At 70.4% G+C, this 17231-nt stretch carries 15 protein-coding genes and 5 tRNA genes; 4 read left to right on the forward strand and 16 right to left on the reverse strand.

Annotated elements, in window-relative coordinates; all coding sequences use genetic code 11:
- Nucleotides 1–18 precede the first annotated feature (18 nt).
- The 3 genes from OG406_RS12750 to OG406_RS12760 all read right to left on the reverse strand — a co-directional run bounded on the left by OG406_RS12750 (nt 19) and on the right by OG406_RS12760 (nt 3071).
- Nucleotides 19–1176 (reverse strand): D-alanine--D-alanine ligase family protein, encoded by a 1158-nt coding sequence (locus OG406_RS12750; protein ID WP_164374123.1) that lies wholly within the window; start codon nt 1174–1176, stop codon nt 19–21.
- Between the two features lie 117 nt (nt 1177–1293).
- Nucleotides 1294–2304, reverse strand: a complete 1011-nt coding sequence (locus OG406_RS12755) for an NAD(P)H-dependent glycerol-3-phosphate dehydrogenase (RefSeq protein ID WP_329185786.1) — start codon at nt 2302–2304, stop codon at nt 1294–1296.
- Nucleotides 2301–3071, reverse strand: coding sequence for a lysophospholipid acyltransferase family protein (locus tag OG406_RS12760; RefSeq protein WP_081219623.1), 771 nt, complete (start codon nt 3069–3071; stop codon nt 2301–2303). The genes OG406_RS12755 and OG406_RS12760 overlap by 4 nt, the downstream gene beginning before the upstream one ends.
- Nucleotides 3072–3215: 144 nt before the next feature.
- On the opposite strand from OG406_RS12760, the gene cofC reads away from it, so the two are divergent.
- On the forward strand, nt 3216–3854 hold the full coding sequence (gene cofC / locus OG406_RS12765) for a 2-phospho-L-lactate guanylyltransferase (protein WP_267048632.1): 639 nt from the start codon (nt 3216–3218) through the stop codon (nt 3852–3854).
- 215 nt (nt 3855–4069) lie between these two features.
- Entirely contained in the window at nt 4070–4273 is a 204-nt protein-coding gene (locus OG406_RS12770) for a hypothetical protein (RefSeq protein ID WP_164374126.1), read from the forward strand.
- 67 nt (nt 4274–4340) lie between these two features.
- Here the strand turns inward: OG406_RS12770 and OG406_RS12775 are convergent, their stop codons facing one another.
- The 4 genes from OG406_RS12775 to leuC all read right to left on the reverse strand — a co-directional run bounded on the left by OG406_RS12775 (nt 4341) and on the right by leuC (nt 7668).
- A complete protein-coding gene (locus tag OG406_RS12775) occupies nt 4341–4997 on the reverse strand; it encodes an HU family DNA-binding protein (protein ID WP_164374127.1) in 657 nt (218 codons plus the stop codon).
- A gap of 138 nt (nt 4998–5135) precedes the next feature.
- Nucleotides 5136–5366: a hypothetical protein gene (locus tag OG406_RS12780; RefSeq protein ID WP_164374128.1), complete on the reverse strand. Its 231-nt coding sequence runs from the start codon at nt 5364–5366 to the stop codon at nt 5136–5138.
- Between the two features lie 278 nt (nt 5367–5644).
- Nucleotides 5645–6238 (reverse strand): 3-isopropylmalate dehydratase small subunit, encoded by a 594-nt coding sequence (leuD, locus tag OG406_RS12785; protein ID WP_164374129.1) that lies wholly within the window; start codon nt 6236–6238, stop codon nt 5645–5647.
- A 5-nt stretch (nt 6239–6243) separates the two neighbouring features.
- Nucleotides 6244–7668 (reverse strand): 3-isopropylmalate dehydratase large subunit, encoded by a 1425-nt coding sequence (gene leuC, locus OG406_RS12790; RefSeq protein ID WP_081219618.1) that lies wholly within the window; start codon nt 7666–7668, stop codon nt 6244–6246.
- Nucleotides 7669–7858: 190 nt separating this feature from the next.
- Between leuC and ndgR the strand changes: the two genes are divergently transcribed.
- Nucleotides 7859–8575 carry an IclR family transcriptional regulator NdgR gene (gene ndgR / locus OG406_RS12795; protein WP_081219617.1) on the forward strand — a complete coding sequence of 239 codons (717 nt, stop codon included), beginning with the start codon at nt 7859–7861 and terminating at the stop codon, nt 8573–8575.
- A gap of 198 nt (nt 8576–8773) precedes the next feature.
- Here ndgR and OG406_RS12800 read toward each other — a convergent pair.
- The 9 genes from OG406_RS12800 to OG406_RS12840 all read right to left on the reverse strand — a co-directional run bounded on the left by OG406_RS12800 (nt 8774) and on the right by OG406_RS12840 (nt 12771).
- Nucleotides 8774–8846 (reverse strand) — tRNA-Glu (locus tag OG406_RS12800).
- 29 nt (nt 8847–8875) lie between these two features.
- A tRNA-Gln gene (locus OG406_RS12805) sits at nt 8876–8947 on the reverse strand.
- A gap of 16 nt (nt 8948–8963) precedes the next feature.
- Nucleotides 8964–9036 (reverse strand) — tRNA-Glu (locus OG406_RS12810).
- Nucleotides 9037–9098: 62 nt separating this feature from the next.
- A tRNA-Glu gene (locus tag OG406_RS12815) sits at nt 9099–9171 on the reverse strand.
- A 42-nt stretch (nt 9172–9213) separates the two neighbouring features.
- Nucleotides 9214–9285: transfer RNA gene (locus tag OG406_RS12820), tRNA-Gln, on the reverse strand.
- 89 nt (nt 9286–9374) lie between these two features.
- Nucleotides 9375–10109 carry an HAD family hydrolase gene (locus OG406_RS12825; protein WP_164374130.1) on the reverse strand — a complete coding sequence of 245 codons (735 nt, stop codon included), beginning with the start codon at nt 10107–10109 and terminating at the stop codon, nt 9375–9377.
- A 115-nt stretch (nt 10110–10224) separates the two neighbouring features.
- Nucleotides 10225–11694, reverse strand: coding sequence for a glutamate--tRNA ligase (gltX, locus tag OG406_RS12830; RefSeq protein WP_164374131.1), 1470 nt, complete (start codon nt 11692–11694; stop codon nt 10225–10227).
- On the reverse strand, nt 11687–12463 hold the full coding sequence (locus OG406_RS12835) for a fumarylacetoacetate hydrolase family protein (RefSeq protein ID WP_164374132.1): 777 nt from the start codon (nt 12461–12463) through the stop codon (nt 11687–11689). The genes gltX and OG406_RS12835 overlap by 8 nt, the downstream gene beginning before the upstream one ends.
- Before the next feature lie 119 nt (nt 12464–12582).
- The gene (locus OG406_RS12840; RefSeq protein ID WP_164374133.1) at nt 12583–12771 is read right to left on the reverse strand and encodes a hypothetical protein; all 189 of its coding nucleotides are present in this window, start codon (nt 12769–12771) and stop codon (nt 12583–12585) included.
- 595 nt (nt 12772–13366) lie between these two features.
- Here OG406_RS12840 and OG406_RS12845 point away from each other — a divergent pair.
- The gene (locus tag OG406_RS12845) at nt 13367–17227 is read left to right on the forward strand and encodes a sensor histidine kinase (protein WP_326842262.1); all 3861 of its coding nucleotides are present in this window, start codon (nt 13367–13369) and stop codon (nt 17225–17227) included.
- The last annotated feature ends 4 nt before the right edge of the window (nt 17228–17231 follow it).

A 17231-nucleotide genomic window follows, 5' to 3' on the forward strand; every position in this document is an offset into this window, starting at 1 on the left:
CGCGGGTACCGGCAGGGCTCAGCGCAGCCCCGTCGAGCGGCGCAGCGCCGCCTGCACGAGGCGGTCCACCAGCTCCGCGTAGCTCACGCCCGTCTCCTGCCACATGCGCGGGTACATGGAGATCGGCGTGAAGCCCGGCATCGTGTTGATCTCGTTGATGACGAACTCGCCGTCGTCGGTGAGGAAGAAGTCCGCGCGGACCAGGCCCTCGCAGGACGCGGCCTCGAAGGCCTCGACGGCGAGCCGGCGGATCTCGGCGGTCTGCTCCTCGGTCAGCGGCGCGGGCACAATCCCGGCGGCCGAGTCGATGTACTTGGCCTCGAAGTCGTAGAAGGCGTGCGACTGCACCGGCGGGATCTCGGCGGGGACCGAGGCGCGCGGCCCGTCCTCGAACTCCAGGACACCGCACTCGATCTCGCGGCCGCGCAGCAGCGCCTCCACGATGATCTTCGGGTCGTGCCGCTGCGCCTCCTCGATCGCCTCGTCGAGACCGGCGAGGTCGTCGACCTTGGTGATGCCGAAGGAGGAACCCGCGCGCGCGGGCTTCACGAACAGCGGCCAGCCGTGCTCACCCGCGAAGTCGACGATCTTCTTGCGGGCGGCGGACTCGTCCTGCTGCCACTCGCGGGGCCGGATCACCACGTAGGGGCCCACCTTGAGGCCGAACGAGGTGAACACCCGCTTCATGTAGTCCTTGTCCTGGCCGACGGCCGAGGCGAGCACGCCCGAGCCGACGTAGGGGACGCCGGACAGCTCCAGGAGGCCCTGCAGGGTGCCGTCCTCGCCGTACGGGCCGTGCAGCACCGGGAAGACGACGTCGACCTCGCCGAGCGCCTTGGGGACCGAGCCGGGTTCGCTGTAGACGACCTCGCGGTTGGAGGGGTCCACGGGGAGCACCACGCCGCCCTCGGTGGACTCGGCGAGCTGCTCGACGCTGGGCTGCTTGCGGTCGACGATCGCCATGCGTTCCGGGTCGTCCGCGGTGAGCGCCCACCGGCCGTCCTGGGTGATGCCGATCGGCAGGACGTCGTACTTGGCACGGTCGATGGCGCTGAGGACGGCGCCGGCCGTGACCACGGAGATCCCGTGTTCGGAGCTGCGGCCGCCGAAGACGACAGCCACACGCGGCTTGCGACGCGGCTGCTCAGGGCTCTGGGTGAGGTTCTCGGTGCTCATATCGCGTTGAGAGTACCCGGTGGTCGTGGGGTGAGTCAGCGCCCCACGACGGCCGTTGCTCAGCGTCGTTCCGGCCGTCGCGGAGCGTCGCCCACCCGGCCGTGCGCCGGGGCCCGTTCAGCGCCGTTCGGGCTTGGCGCTGCGCGACATCAGCTCCTTGAGGGCGACCACGGGGGGCTTGCCCTCGTGGACGATGCCGACCACGGTCTCCGTGATGGGCATGTCGACGCCGTGCCGGCGTGCCAGATCCAGCACGGACTCGCAGGACTTGACGCCCTCGGCGGTCTGCCGGGTGATGGCGATGGTCTCCTGCAGGGTCATGCCCCGGCCGAGGTTGAGGCCGAACGTGTGGTTGCGGGAGAGCGGCGAGGAGCAGGTCGCGGCGAGGTCCCCGAGGCCCGCGAGGCCGGAGAACGTCATCGGGTCGGCGCCCATGACGAGTCCGAGGCGGGTCGTCTCGGCGAGACCGCGGGTGATGAGCGAGCCCTTGGCGTTGTCGCCGAGTCCCATGCCGTCGGCGATACCGACCGCGAGGCCGATCACGTTCTTCACGGCGCCGCCGAGTTCGCAGCCCACGACGTCCGTGATCGTGTACGGGCGGAAGTACGGCGTGTGGCAGGCGGCCTGCAGCCGGCGCGCCACCGACTCGTCGGGGCAGGCGACGACCGCCGCGGCGGGCATCCGCTGGGCGATCTCCTTGGCGAGGTTGGGTCCGGAGACGACGGCGACGCGGTCGGCGGAGACCTTGGCCACCTCTTCGATGACCTCGCTCATCCGCTTCACCGTGCCGAGTTCGACGCCCTTCATCAGGGAGACGAGCACGGTGCCGGGGGCGAGCAGCGGGACCCACTCGGCGAGGTTGGCGCGCAGGGTCTGGGACGGCACGGCGAGCACGGTGAAGTCGGCGTCGCGGGCGGCCTCGGCGGGGTCGGCGGTGGCCCGCAGATTCTCCGGGAGTTCGATGCTCGGGAGGTAGTCCGGGTTCATCCGCGTGGAGTTGACCGCTTCGGCGAGTTCGGGGCGGCGTGCCCACAGGGTGACGTCGCACCCCGCGTCGGCGAGCACCATCCCGAAGGCCGTGCCCCACGATCCGGTCCCGAAGACGGCTGCCCTGACCGGGTTGCTCACGTGCCCTGCCCCTCTTCCTGCTGTGCTTTCGCCCGGGCCGCGGCCCTGCGGCGCTGCGCGATACGCACCTCGCGCGGGTCGTACACCTTCGCGGGCGCCTTCTCGCCGCGGATCAGCTCCAGCTGCGCGGTGACGGCGGCCATGATGACCTCGGTGGCCTCCTTCAGGAGGTCCGGGGTCATCTCCTTGTCGTAGAAGCGCGTGAGGTCCACCGGCGGGCCCGCGAGCACGTGGTGGGTCTTGCGCGGAAGGACGTCGGGCTTCTTGGCGTAGGGCGGGAGCAGTTCGTTGGCGCCCCACTGGGCGACCGGAATCACCGGGCACCTGGTCTGCAGCGCGACCCGGGCGGCGCCGGTCTTGCCGGTCATCGGCCAGCCGTCGGGGTCACGGGTGAGGGTGCCCTCGGGGTAGAAGGCGACGCACTCACCGCGCTCCACCGCGTCGATGGCGGCCCGGAAGGCGCTCAGCGCGTCGGTGCTCTCGCGGTAGACGGGGATCTGTCCGGTGCCGCGCATCGCGGCGCCGACGAATCCCTTCCGGAAAAGGCCGGCCTTCGCCAGGAAGCGCGGAACACGCCCCGTGTTGTACTGATAGTGCGCGTACGCGAAGGGGTCCACATGCGAATTGTGGTTCACCGCGGTGATAAATCCGCCCTCGGCCGGAATGTTCTCCATTCCGCGCCAGTCCCGCTTGATCAGAAGTACCAGCGGCGGTTTGCAGAGAACCGCTGCGAAGCGGTACCAGAAGCCGATTCTGCGGCGGGGCACGCGGACACCTTCCTCTAGGGCCTGGGGGGCCGCACAAGTGTCGCCCCAGGCCGTCTGTCTGTCGAGAACACCGTACGCCCCGGCGTCCGGACCGCCAGGGCCGGCGGGTCACAATAAGGCGTGACGAGAGAGGGCGGAGTGCTCGTGCGGTGGACTGTGGTCATTCCCCTCAAGCCCTTGGCGCGGGCCAAGAGCAGGCTTGCGGACACGGCCTCCGCGGGACTGCGCCCGGCCCTCGCCCTGGCGTTCGCGCAGGACACCGTGGCGGCCGTGCTGGCCTGCGAGGCGGTCGGGGATGTGGCGGTCGTCACGGGCGACCCGCTGGCCGGACGGGAGCTGGCCGCGCTGGGCGCGCGCGTCGTCGCGGACGAGCCGGGGGGCGGCCTGAACGCGGCACTGGCACACGGAGCGGGGGTCGTACGGTCCCGGGACCCCGGAAGTGCCGTCGCGGCCCTGAATGCCGATCTGCCCGCGCTGCGCCCGCCGGAATTGGCGCGGGTACTGCACGCGGCCGCTGAATTCCCCCGCGCATTCCTGCCCGATGCGGCCGCAATCGGGACGACACTCCTGGCCGCTTCGCCCGGTCACGAATTGCTCCCCGCTTTCGGCACCGATTCCCGGGCTCGCCACCGCGCGTCGGGCGCCGTGGAACTCCGTCTCGACGCCGTGGATTCCGTACGGCAGGACGTGGACACCGGGGACGATCTGCGGGCGGCGCTGACGCTCGGGGTGGGGCCGCGCACGCTCGCGGCGGCCGCCCGGCTGCTGATTCCGGAGCAGTAGGCGGGATCCGCCCGCACCGGGCGGGTGTTCCGGCGGCCCGGGGGTGCCGGCAGGGCGACGGGTTCGTTCCGCGGCGTTGGGCCGGCCGGGGTTCTCCGCACCGGCGGACCGCGCGGGCGACGGCGCGGACTTCGGCCGATCCAGCGGATCCAGAGGGGTTCACCGCGTCCCGCGCGGCCGGCGGGAGCGCCGACCGGGGTCAGTAGGCTGCCCCCATGCAGGCGACCTCGTACACGTACGACCCCGAGACCCGCAGCGGACAGGTGCTGCTCGACGACGGCACTCCGGTGCCCTTCGACGGGGCGGCGTTCGACGCCGGCGGCCTGCGGCTGCTGCGGCCCGGGCAGCGCGTGCGGATCGAGACGGAGGGCGAGGGCGAGCGGCGCCGGATCACGCTGATCACCCTGCAGACGTTCTGAGAACGCCGCGGGCCGGGCTCCCGAGGGGAGCCCGGCCCGGCGCGTGAGGTACCCCAGCGCCCTGCTTCTAGCGGGCGGTGGCCTTCTTGGCGGTGGTCTTGCGCGCCGTCGACTTCTTGGCGGGGGCCTTCTTGGCCGTCGCCTTCTTCGCCGGGGCCTTCTTGGCCGTCGCCTTCTTGGCGGTGGTGGTCTTCTTCACCGCGGCCTTCTTGGCGGTGGCCGTGGTCTTCTTGGCGGTGGCCTTCTTCGCCGTCGCCGTGGTCTTCTTCGCGGCCGCGGTGGTCTTCTTCGCGGTCGTCTTCTTGGCGGTGGCGGCCTTGCGGGCGGTCGCCGCCTTCTTGGCCGTGGTGGCCTTCTTGGCCGCGGCCTTCTTCACTGTCGCCGAAGCGCCGCCGGACAGGCTGCCCTTCGGGGCCTTCTTGACCGCGACGTCGTTCTTCGGGAGCTTCTTCGAGCCGCTCACCAGGTCCTTGAAGCCCTGACCCGCGCGGAAGCGCGGCACCGAGGTCTTCTTGACCCGGACGCGCTCACCCGTCTGCGGGTTGCGGGCGTAACGAGCCGGACGGTCGACCTTCTCGAAGGAACCGAAGCCGGTGACCGAGACCCGGTCCCCGCCGACGACCGCACGGACGACCGCGTCCAGTACCGCGTCGACCGCGTCGGCGGCCTGCTGGCGGCCACCGACCTTGTCGGCAATCGCTTCTACGAGCTGCGCCTTGTTCACGTCTTCCCCTTCGGAGACATTGCCCGAACGAATGCGTTCAAGCTTTTTCGCACGTTAGGCAGATATATACCGCAAATCAAACACGAAACGGGCTAATCACCCTTGTGCCGCAACGAACTCGGGCCGCAGCGGAGTTCCTCAGCGTTCCTCTTCGGGGAATCGGCCCTCGTCGAGGTCGTTGGTGAACCGCTCCAGACGCCTTGTCGCATCGGCGAGATCGTGCTTGGCCGCGGCCGTAATGACCAGCAGCTTCCGGGCCAGCGCCATCCGTACGCCCTCCGGGACTTGCAGTGCGCGCACTCTTGTGTGCGCTTCCTTGAGTTGGGCGGCGACTGCCGTGTAGAGCTCGAGTTGGCCGTCGCGTTCCATGCACAGATTGTGCCATCTGGGGCGAGTTGTCGCCTGCGCAGGGGGTAACTGCCGCCTCCCGAGGGCCTCCTGGCGACGTCGGCCGGAAGCTGTGCCACAGTGCGCGTACCCAGCCAAACTCCCTTGTAACTAGGGGAGTTGACAGGTGTAACGGGGGTGAACGAGGGGCCTTCGGAGGTGGATACAGCTGTACCCCCAACCGTCCACGATTGGGGGTACAGAGGGGTGTTGCGGGTGGCTGAAATCAGTCTTGCCCCGGCCGCGGAACGGCCCTCGGGTCAGACCTGGAGCGTCTTCGGCTTGTGCGAGGGCCGCTTGGCCTCGTACGTCGCGATGTCGCCCTCGTTCTGGAGGGTGATGGAGATGTCGTCCAGCCCGTTCAGCAGCCGCCAGCGGGCGTTCTCGTCGAGCTCGAAGGCGGCGGTGATGCCCTCGGCGCGCACCTCGCGGGCCTCCAGGTCGACGGTGATCTCGGCCTGCGGGTCCTTCTCCACCAGTTCCTGGAGCGCGTCCACGGTCTTCTGCTCCAGAACCACGGTGAGCAGGCCGTTCTTGAGCGAGTTGCCCCGGAAGATGTCCGCGAACCGGGACGAGACGACGGTCTTGAAACCGTAGTTCTGCAGGGCCCAGACGGCGTGCTCACGGGAGGAGCCGGTACCGAAGTCGGGGCCCGCGACCAGGACCGTGGCGCCCTTGCGCTCGGGCTGGTTGAGGACGAAGGACGGGTCCTTGCGCCAGGCCTCGAAGAGACCGTCCTCGAAGCCGTCCCTGGTCACCTTCTTGAGCCAGTGGGCGGGGATGATCTGGTCGGTGTCGACGTTGCTGCGGCGCAGCGGGACGGCCCGGCCGGTGTGCTTGGTGAATGCTTCCATGACTCTCAGACTCCAGCGGGCACGGGGGCGTCGGACAGGTCGGCCGGGGAGGCGAGGTGGCCGAGGACCGCGGTGGCGGCCGCCACCTGCGGCGACACGAGGTGCGTACGACCGCCCTTGCCCTGCCTGCCCTCGAAGTTGCGGTTCGAGGTGGACGCGGAGCGCTCACCGGGGGCCAGCTGGTCCGGGTTCATGCCGAGACACATCGAGCAGCCCGCGTGCCGCCATTCGGCGCCGGCCTCCTTGAAGACCACGTCCAGGCCCTCGGAGACGGCCTGGAGACCGACCCGCGCGGAGCCGGGGACGACCAGCATCCGTACGCCGTCGGCGACTTTGCGGCCCTCGACGATCGAGGCCGCGGCCCGCAGGTCCTCGATACGGCCGTTGGTGCAGGAACCTACGAAGACGGTGTCGACCTTGATGTCCCGCAGCGGCTGTCCGGCGGTCAACCCCATGTATTCCAGGGCCTTTTCGGCGGCGAGGCGCTCCGAAGCGTCTTCGTACGAAGCCGGGTCGGGGACGGCTGCCGAAAGCGGCGCGCCCTGGCCGGGGTTGGTGCCCCAGGTGACGAACGGCGCCAGGGAGGCGGCGTCGATGACGACCTCCGCGTCGAAGACGGCGTCGTCGTCGGACTTGAGGGTCTTCCAGTACGCGACGGCGGCGTCCCAGTCCTCGCCCTCGGGGGCGTGGGCGCGGCCCTGGAGGTAGGCGAAGGTGGTCGCGTCGGGGGCGATCATGCCCGCCCGGGCGCCGGCCTCGATCGACATGTTGCAGATGGTCATGCGGGCTTCCATCGACAGCTTCTCGATGGCGGAGCCGCGGTACTCCAGGATGTAGCCCTGGCCGCCGCCGGTGCCGATCCGGGCGATGATCGCCAGGATGAGGTCCTTGGCGGTGACGCCGTCGGGCAGTTCGCCGTCGATCGTGATGGCCATGGTCTTCGGGCGCGCCAGCGGCAGCGTCTGGGTGGCCAGCACGTGCTCGACCTGCGAGGTGCCGATGCCGAACGCCAGGGCGCCGAAGGCTCCGTGCGTGGAGGTGTGCGAGTCGCCGCAGACGACCGTGGTGCCGGGCTGGGTCAGGCCGAGCTGGGGGCCCACCACGTGGACCACACCCTGCTCGACGTCGCCCAGGGAGTGCAGGCGCACACCGAACTCGGCCGCGTTCTTGCGCAGTGTCTCCAGCTGGACCCGGGAGACCGGGTCCGCGATGGGCTTGTCGATGTCGAGGGTCGGGGTGTTGTGATCCTCGGTGGCGATGGTGAGGTCGAGCCGCCGCACCGGGCGCCCGGCCTGACGGAGACCGTCGAAGGCCTGCGGGCTGGTCACCTCGTGCAGCAGGTGCAGATCGATGAAGAGGAGGTCGGGCTCGCCCTCGGCGCGCCGGACGACATGGTCGTCCCAGACCTTCTCCGCGAGTGTCCTACCCATCGCTTTCCCTCCGGCCGGCCTGTGTGGCGCCGGCCCAACTAGAGATTTCCGAGGCGGCAGACGTTCGTACCCCTCGTCCGGACGTCGTCCGCCGGGCCCGTTGGTCCGCGGGCCGCTGTGTCTACAAGGGTGGCGCGTTCCACCGGAAATTGAACTTGCGTTTCACAGAGTGAGACGCGAGTATCGTTTCATGGACAACAGTAGCGGCGTCGGCGTTCTGGACAAGGCAGCCCTTGTCCTGAGCGCTCTGGAGTCCGGTCCGGCCACCCTCGCGGGCCTGGTCGCGGCGACCGGACTGGCACGACCCACGGCACATCGGCTCGCCGTGGCACTTGAGCACCACCGCATGGTGGCGCGTGACATGCAGGGCCGGTTCATCCTCGGCCCCCGCCTCGCCGAGCTGGCCGCGGCCGCCGGCGAGGACCGCCTCCTCGCGACGGCGGGCCCGGTGCTCACGCATCTGCGGGACATCACCGGCGAGAGCGCCCAGCTCTACCGCCGCCAGGGCGACATGCGCATCTGCGTCGCCGCGGCCGAGCGCCTGTCGGGTCTGCGGGACACCGTGCCGGTGGGCTCCACCCTCACTATGAAGGCCGGTTCGTCCGCGCAGATCCTGATGGCGTGGGAGGAGCCGGAGCGACTGCACCGCGGCCTCCAGGGCGCCCGCTTCACCGCGACCGCCCTGTCGGGAGTACGGCGCCGGGGCTGGGCCCAGTCGATCGGCGAGCGGGAGCCGGGTGTCGCGTCCGTCTCCGCGCCGGTCCGGGGTCCCTCGAACCGCGTGGTGGCGGCCGTCTCGGTCTCCGGCCCGATCGAGCGCCTGTCCCGTCACCCGGGCCGGATGCACGCGCAGGCGGTCATCGACGCCGCCGGCCGGCTCTCCGAGGCCCTGCGCCGCACCGGCTGATCCGACGTCCCACTCCCCCTTGTTCCGCACGTTCCGGGACGGGCCGGCCCCAACGCCGCGGCAGGCCCGCCCCGGAACGCCGAACTGGCGCCGTCCGAAGCCGACTTCGCGTCGCTGTAGGAGAACTGCCGGGGAACGCCGAGGAGTCCTGGAATGCCGAAAGGGCCCCCACCGAAGTGGAGACCCTTGCGGACCACGTACCCCCGACCGGATTCGAACCGGCGCTACCGCCTTGAGAGGGCGGCGTGCTAGGCCGCTACACAACGGGGGCCTTGGATCGTGCGTTTCCGCAGAACCGAGCTGGGCTACCAGGACTCGAACCTAGAATGACGGTACCAGAAACCGTAGTGTTGCCAATTACACCATAGCCCATGGTGGTTTAGACCAGTACCCCCGACCGGATTCGAACCGGCGCTACTGCCGTGAGAGGGCAGCGTGCTAGGCCGCTACACAACGGGGGCCCTAGCGATCCTGCATGAGAGGCAGCGGGTGCGACCCGGACTGTCCCCCTGGGAAGGATCTGTACCCCCGACCGGATTCGAACCGGCGCTACTGCCGTGAGAGGGCAGCGTGCTAGGCCGCTACACAACGGGGGCTTTGCGGAGCTGGTCTCCGCGTGTGCAGATGAGCTCTGCGAGCTGGCCTACCAGGACTCGAACCTAGACTAACGGAACCAGAAACCGTCGTGCTGCCAATTACACCATAGGCCACTGAGACGCCATCCCCTCCGGGATCTTGTCTTAGCTAACGCCTCCGAGCTCCGGCCTTTCGGCCCGTTCTCGGCGGCGCAGGAAGAACATTACCCGAAGGTGGACGACGCTCCAAAACGGGTATCGGCGCCGAGCAGCGAAGGGAGTTCGGCCAGCGAGGCGATGCGGTGCGGGCCCGTCGGCGGACCGTCTGCCGCGATGTGTGCGCCGTCACGGTCGATCCACACGGAGAGCAGTCCCGCCTCGGCTGCTCCGCGCCCGTCGATCTCCGGGTGGTCGCCGACGTAGGCCACGCGGTGCGGTGGCAGCCGCAGGGCGTCGCAGGCCGCGTGGAAGGCCGCCGCGGCCGGCTTGGAGACGCCGAGTTCCGCCGCGCACAGGATCGACTCGAACCGGTCGTGCACCCCGAGGACGCGCAGCTTGCGGTCCTGCACGAGGAGGCTGGAGTTGGACAGGACCGCGTGCCGGTGACTGCCGACGAGGCTGTCGAGGACGGGCAGGACGTCGGGGAAGAGGGCCCAGGCGGACTCGTAGTGCGTGACGTAGCGGTCGAACCACGCGTCGGCGTCGGCGTCGCTCAGCCGCTCCCCCAGGAACACCCGGACGCGGTCGCGACGCTGGCCCTGCCAGTCCGTCTCGCCCGCCGAGAACCGTGCCCACTGCGCGTCGGTGATCTCCCGCCAGCGCGCGAGGGCCTGCTCGACGGACGTGTATCCGTCGAGCAGGCCCTCCGCCGCCAGGTGACCGCGCATGCCGGCCCGGTCCGCGGCCGTGTAGTCGAAGATCGTGTCGTCGATGTCCCAGACCACCGCGTCGATGCTCATGGGACGACCGTATCGCCGCGGCCCGCCGGCTGTCGCTCGCCGGTCGCGGGGTGCCGGTGCACGGCGAAGGGGCGGTGCCCGAAACGGACACCGCCCCCTGCGCTCTGCTCTGCGGCTATGCGGAGAGCCGTGCCAGGGCGGCGTCGACGCGGGCCAGCGTCGTCTCCTTGCCCAGGATCTCCAGGGACTCGAAGAGCGGCAGGCCGACCGTGCGGCCGGTGACGGCGACGCGGACCGGGGCCTGCGCCTTGCCGAGCTTGAGGCCGTGCTCCTCACCGGCGGCCAGGACGGCCTCCTTGAGGGACTCCGGGGACGACCAGTCGGCGGCGTCGAGCTTCTCGCGGGCCGTGCGGAGCAGGGCGTCGCTGCCCTCCTTCATGGCCTTCGTCCAGGAGGCCTCGTCGAAGACCGGCTCCGGCAGGAACAGGAAGTCGACGTTGTCCGTGATCTCGGAGAGGACCTTCATCCGCGACTGGGCGTGCGGGGCGATCGCCTGCCACTTGGCGTCGTCGAAGTCCTCCGGCGCCCAGGGGGCGAAGGGGGCACGCAGCCAGGGGGCGCAGCGCTCGGTGAAGTCCTTCACGTCGAGCAGCCGGATGTGGTCGGCGTTGATCGCCTCGCACTTCTTCAGGTCGAAGCGCGCCGGGTTCGGGTTCACGTCCGTGACGTCGAACGCGGCGACCATCTCCTCGATGGAGAAGATGTCGCGGTCGGCGGCGAGCGACCAGCCCAGCAGGGAGAGGTAGTTCAGCAGGCCCTCGGGGAGGAACCCGCGCTCCCGGTAGAGGTTGAGCGAGGACTCCGGGTCGCGCTTGGAGAGCTTCTTGTTGCCCTCCCCCATGACGTAGGGGAGGTGGCCGAAGGCCGGGGTGCTCTTGGCGATGCCCAGCTCGGTCAGCGCCTTGTAGAGGGCGATCTGCCGGGGGGTGGAGGAGAGCAGGTCCTCGCCGCGCAGGACGTGGGTGATCTCCATCAGGGCGTCGTCGACCGGGTTGACCAGCGTGTACAGCGGCGCGCCGTTGGCCCGGACGATGCCGAAGTCCGGGACGTTCTCCGGGAGGTACGTGATCTCGCCGCGCACCAGGTCGTCGAAGGTGATCGCCTCGTCGGGCATCCGGAAGCGGACGACGGGCTTGCGGCCCTCGGCCTCGTAGGCGGCCTTCTGCTCGGCGGAGAGGTCGCGGCAGTGGCCGTCGTAGCCGGAGGGCTTGCCGGCGGCGCGGGCGGCGTCGCGGCGGGCGTCCAGCTCCTCGGTCGAGCAGTAGCAGGGGTAGGCGTGCCCCGCCTCCAGCAGCTTGGCGGCGACGTCCTGGTAGATGTCCATGCGCTGCGACTGGCGGTACGGCGCGTGCGGGCCGCCGATCTCCGGGCCCTCGTCCCAGTCGAAGCCGAGCCAGCGCATCGAGTCGAGGAGCTGGTCGTACGACTCCTCGGAGTCGCGGGCCGCGTCGGTGTCCTCGATGCGGAAGACCAGGGTGCCCTCGTTGTGCCGGGCGAACGCCCAGTTGAACAGGGCGGTGCGGACCAGCCCGACGTGGGGGTTGCCGGTCGGGGAGGGACAGAAACGTACACGGACGTTAGCCACGCTTGATCACCTTGTTGGTGAGAGTGCCGATGCCTTCGATGGTGACGGCGACCTCGTCGCCGACGTTCAGGGGGCCGACCCCGGCCGGGGTGCCGGTGAGGATGACGTCTCCCGGGAGCAGCGTCATGGCCTCGGTGATGTTGACGATCAGGTCCTCGACGGAGTGGATCATCTCGCTGGTGCGGCCGAGCTGCCGCTGCTGGCCGTTGACCGTGCACTGGATGGTGAGGTCGGCGGGGTCCAGGTCCGTCTCCACCCAGGGGCCGAGCGGGCAGGAGCTGTCGAAGCCCTTGGCCCGCGCCCACTGCTTCTCGCGCTTCTGGACGTCGCGCGCGGTGATGTCGTTGGCGCAGGTGTAGCCGAGGATGACGTCCTTGACGCGCTCGCGCGGGACCTCACGGCACATGCGGCCGATCACCACGGCGAGCTCCGCCTCGTGGTGGAGGTCGCTGGTGAAGGAGGGGTACTGGATCGGGTCGCCGGAGCCGATCACCGAGGTCGACGGCTTGAAGAAGGCGAACGGGGCGTCCGGCACCTCGTTGCCGAGTTCCCTGGCGTGCTCCGCGTAGTTGCGGCCGAAGGCCACGACCTTGTTGGGGAGCACCGGCGGCAGCAGGCGCACCTTGTTCAGCGGGACCTTCGTACCGGAGAGCTCGAAGTCCGCGAACGGGATGCCCTTGATGATGTCGAGGACGAGCTCGTCCGGCTTGTCGCCCTCGACCGCGCCGAAAGCGACGTTGCCGTCGATGGAGAATCTGGCGATGCGCACGGGATCCTTGCGCCCCTCACTGAGCTGGCTGGAGTCTGACGCTCCAGGCTAACGCGGCAAGGGGTGCGGACTTCGCGTATGCCCGCCGGGGCGGTGGCCGTGGCCGCCGGCCGGCCGGTTCACTCGGCGGCGGTCGCGGAGACCGGGACCTCCATGAGGATGGTGCGGCGGGGGTTGGCGGTCTGGCCCGGAAGGTCGAGCGAGTGCTCCGGCAGCTCCGCGGTCCCGAGGGCGCCGGCGTCGTCGAGGTGCGCCAGCGTGGTGCGTCGCGGGTTGGCAATGTTGCGGAACATCATCGTCGTCTTCACCGTTGTACTCGACCTCGTCGTCCTGGGCGCCGGGGGCGAAGAGCCCCGTATAGGCGCGGGTTGTCGGATTCGCCATCCCTGTAAAGCGTCAGGCTAAACATGCAATTCCCGGGCGAAGCCGTGAAGACGCCATGATCGTAGTGTGAGTTTGCTCACTCACCCGGGGGCAAAGCGGTCAATTGAGACCCCCAACTCCGGGCGACCAAACGGACATTGCTCCACTGAAGCAGTCATTCCGCTCCTGATCATGGCGACTGGGACAGGAGGTGGGGGTCCATGGCTCGTAGGCATACGCCCGGTATGTACGAGATCGCATTGCACATCTCGTGACGCGGCCCTCACAAGCTGTCACGGAGGTCACAGCCTGGTACTCGGCCCTTGTTGGAGATCCTGCACTGTGCTGGAATTCCACGGACCGCCGCGGGATACGAACCGGCGCGCAGGGGCGCAACGCAGCGCCGAGTGGCGGCGGGAAAGGGGAGCCTGCGCCGGTCACTCACGACCACACCATGAGGCGCATCTGCGCCTTTGTACGACGCCGACACCGTCCCGCCGTTCGCGCGGAGGGGCGCCTGGTCCAGAGGTTGCGACGCTAGTGCAGGGACGTTTCAAGAGGGATGGCAGCGCTTCGGCGGAGCCGGAGCCGCGCGGCGGGACCGACCGCGGTTCCTCGCCCCAGCACGCCCAGAACCCGGGACCGGCAGAGGTCGGCGGCAGCGGTGATCAGTCCGCTCGCTCCGGCGCGAAGCCGAAGGCTCCCACCACCACGACGGCCGCCACGCCGCCGGGCAACCCGGGCCCCGGCCCGCGCGTCGCCCTGCGCAACTGGCGCATCTCGACGCGACTGGTCTCACTGCTCGCACTCCCCGTGGTCGCCGCGACCTCGCTGGGCGCGCTGCGCATCAACCAGTCGATGGACGACATCCAGCAGCTCGACAACATGAAGCTGCTGACCGAGATGACCAAGCAGGCGACCGAGCTCTCCGTCGCGCTCCAGAAGGAACGCGACCTCTCGGCCGGCCCGCTGGCACACGGCGCCACGTCCAGCGACTACACGGTCAAGGGTGTGCGTGACGCGACGGACGTCGCGAAGAAGCACTTCCTCGAGGGCACGCAGGACATCGAGGACGCGACGGCCAAGGGCCAGCTCTCCGGTGTCCGCGACAGCCTCGTCGGCGTCGCGGGCGAGCTGAACAAGCTCGCCGACATCCGCAACGGGGCGTACAACGACACGGACAACGCCACACAGACCGTCGAGGCGTACCACCGCCTGGTCACCCAGCTCCTCGCGCTCTCGCAGGACATGGCCGAGGCGACCAGCAACCCGGAGATGATCCAGCGCACCCGCGCGCTGTCGGCCTTCTCCTCCGCCAAGGAGTACGCCTCCGTCCAGCGGGCCGTCATCGCCGCCGCGCTGCCCGAGCAGCCGAAGACCTTCGGAGTCCTCTCCAAGAACGACCAGCAGTACGCGCTCTCCGCTCAGCAGAGCCAGGCTTCGGAGATGACGAGTTTCAAGAGCATCTACGGCAACGGTTACGCGGAGCTCCTGAAGCCCATCGAGGGCAGCAACCCCACCATCGAACAGGCCGACACCTACGCCCGGCGTGTCCTCGCGGGCCCGGACGGTCTGAAGACGCAGGCCAAGCGGTCCTACAAGGACTGGGTCGACGACGACACCGCCAAGATCGACAAGATGTCGACGATCGAGACCACGCTGCTCGGCGAGATGGAGCAGAAGGCCCGTCAGCTGCGCAACGAGTCCGAGAGCGAAGCGATCATCTCGGGTGCGCTGATCCTGCTGGTGCTCGGTGTCTCGCTCGTCGGCGCCTTCGTGGTGGCCCGGTCCATGATCCGCTCGCTGCGCCGCCTGCAGGACACCGCGACCCGGGTCGCCCAGGACCGTCTGCCCGAGCTGGTCAAGCAGCTCTCGGAGTCGGACCCGCAGGACGTCGACACCTCCGTCGAGTCCGTCGGTGTGCACTCCCGGGACGAGATCGGCCAGGTCGCCGCGGCCTTCGACGACGTGCACCGCGAGGCCGTCCGCCTCGCCGCCGAGCAGGCCCTCCTGCGAGGCAACGTCAACGCGATGTTCACCAACCTCTCGCGCCGCTCCCAGGGTCTTATCCAGCGCCAGCTCTCGCTCATATCCGAGCTGGAGTCGCGTGAGGCCGACCCCGACCAGCTCTCCTCGCTGTTCAAGCTCGACCACCTCGCGACCCGCATGCGCCGTAACGGCGAGAACCTCCTCGTCCTCGCCGGTGAAGAGCCCGGCCGCCGCTGGACCCGCCCGGTCCCGCTGGTCGACGTGCTCCGCGCCGCCGCCTCCGAGGTGGAGCAGTACGAGCGCATCGAGCTGGCCTCCGTGCCGACCACCGAAGTGGCCGGCCGCGTGGTCAACGACCTCGTGCACCTGCTCGCCGAGCTTCTGGAGAACGCCACCTCGTTCTCCTCCCCGCAGACCAAGGTCAAGGTCACCGGTCACGCCCTGCCCGACGGCCGGGTGCTGATCGAGATCCACGACACCGGTATCGGCCTGTCCCCCGAGGACCTGGCCGCGATCAACGAGCGGCTCGCCGCACCGCCCACCGTGGACGTCTCCGTCTCGCGCCGCATGGGCCTCTTCGTGGTCGGCCGCCTGTCGCAGCGCCACGGCATCCGCATCCAGCTTCGTCCGTCCGACTCCGGTGGTACGACCGCGCTGGTCATGCTGCCCGTCGACGTCGCCCAGGGCGGCAAAAAGCCCGTTCCGGGCAAGCCCGGCCAGGGCATGCAGGGTGGCGGACCCGCCGCCGCGCAGGCCTCGGCCGGACTGGCCGCGGCCCGTCGCGGCAACGGCTCGCAGGGCGGTCCCTCGCTCGGCGCCTCGGCCCCCACGGCCGCCGGCGGCTCCCTCGGTGCCCCGCCGCAGCGCGGTCAGGTCGGCGCCGGCCAGGGTCCGCGGGCCGCGCTGCCCGGCAGCAACCAGGGCGGTTTCCCCGGTGCTCCCGGTGGTGCGCGCGGTCCCCAGGGACCGGGTGCCGGACAGCAGAACAGGCCGGCTCCGGCCGGTGCCGGCGCGGGCGTCTTCGGACAGAACGCGCAGGGTGCCCCACAGGGTCTCCAGGCAGGCAACGGCAACCAGCAGGGCTTCGGCGACGGTCCGGGCTCCGCGAACGCCTTCGGTGACACCTCCGGTGGCCGGCAGAACGCGTTCGGCGCCTCCAACGGCTCCGGTGCCCGGCAGCAGAACGGCTTCGGCGACAGCGCCCCCGCCGCCACGCCGCCGCAGGCCCCGCAGCCTCCGCAGGCCGGCAAGGGCAGCCGTCGCCGGCCGCAGCTTCCGGGCCGCGGTGGCGCTCGCGCCGAACTGCCCGGCGGCAACAACGCTTCCCGTACGCCGAGTTGGAGCGACGACAACGCGCAGCCGCCCGTGCCGCGCGCTTCCCTCGACGCCCCGCGCGGCCACGAGGACCCCGAGGCCACCTCCCGCATGCCGCGGATCGAGGACCACCAGGGCCCCGCGTCCACCTCGGAGTTCGCCCGCCCCGACTTCGACGCCCCGCGCCCCGGCGCCGGCGCGCCGCAGTACACCGGCCTGAACAACGGCGGCCTGAACAACGGCGGCCCGGGCAACGGCGGGCAGAACGCCAACGGCCAGGGCGGCAACGGCCAGGTCAACGGCGGCCAGAACACCGGGCAGTACCACCGCCCGGACGTGTACGGCACCGGTGGCGCCTCGCCCGCCGGCCAGAACCCAGCCTCCACGGGCCAGTTCGCCCCGCAGGGCTACGGCGCCTCCCAGGACCCGTCGTCCACCGGACAGTTCGCCCGCCCCGGCTACGGAGCCTCCCAGGACCCCGCGTCCACCGGGCAGTTCACGGCAACCGGCTACGGCAACCGGCAGGACTCGTCGTCCACCGGACAGTTCGAGCGGCCGGCGGCCCCGCAGCCGCCCGTCCGTCCGCAGGAGCCCGAGGCGCTTCCGCCCGCGGGCCCCGGTGACGGCCGCACGCCGCTGTTCGACACCCTGGAGACCAACTGGTTCCACGGTCAGGCGAACGGTGCCGGTGCGGACGGCGCTCACCAGACCAACGGTTCCCAGGGATCCGCGCAGGTTGCCCCCCAGCAGCCGCAGGGTTCCTCGGCGCCGCAGCAGCGGCCCGCCGCCGCGCCGGCCTCTGCTTCGTGGCGCAGCTCTCCGAACGACGATCTCGTCCGGCAGGCAGAGCGCGTCCGTCAACCGTCGGCGGGCGGGGTCACCACCTCCGGCCTGCCGCGCCGCGTCCCGCGCGCCAACCTCGTCGCGGGCACGGCACAGCAGCAACAGCACCAAAGCGGTCCGCAGGTCTCCCGTGCGCCTGATGACGTACGCGGCCGGCTGACCAACCTCCGTAGGGGCATTCAGCAAGGTCGACAGGCCGCTCCCAACGGCCAGACCGGCAGCTTCCCCAGCCCCACTCACCAGCAGGAGCGTTAGTTGA

Source organism: Streptomyces sp. NBC_01428 (assembly GCF_036231965.1).
GTDB lineage: Bacteria > Actinomycetota > Actinomycetes > Streptomycetales > Streptomycetaceae > Streptomyces.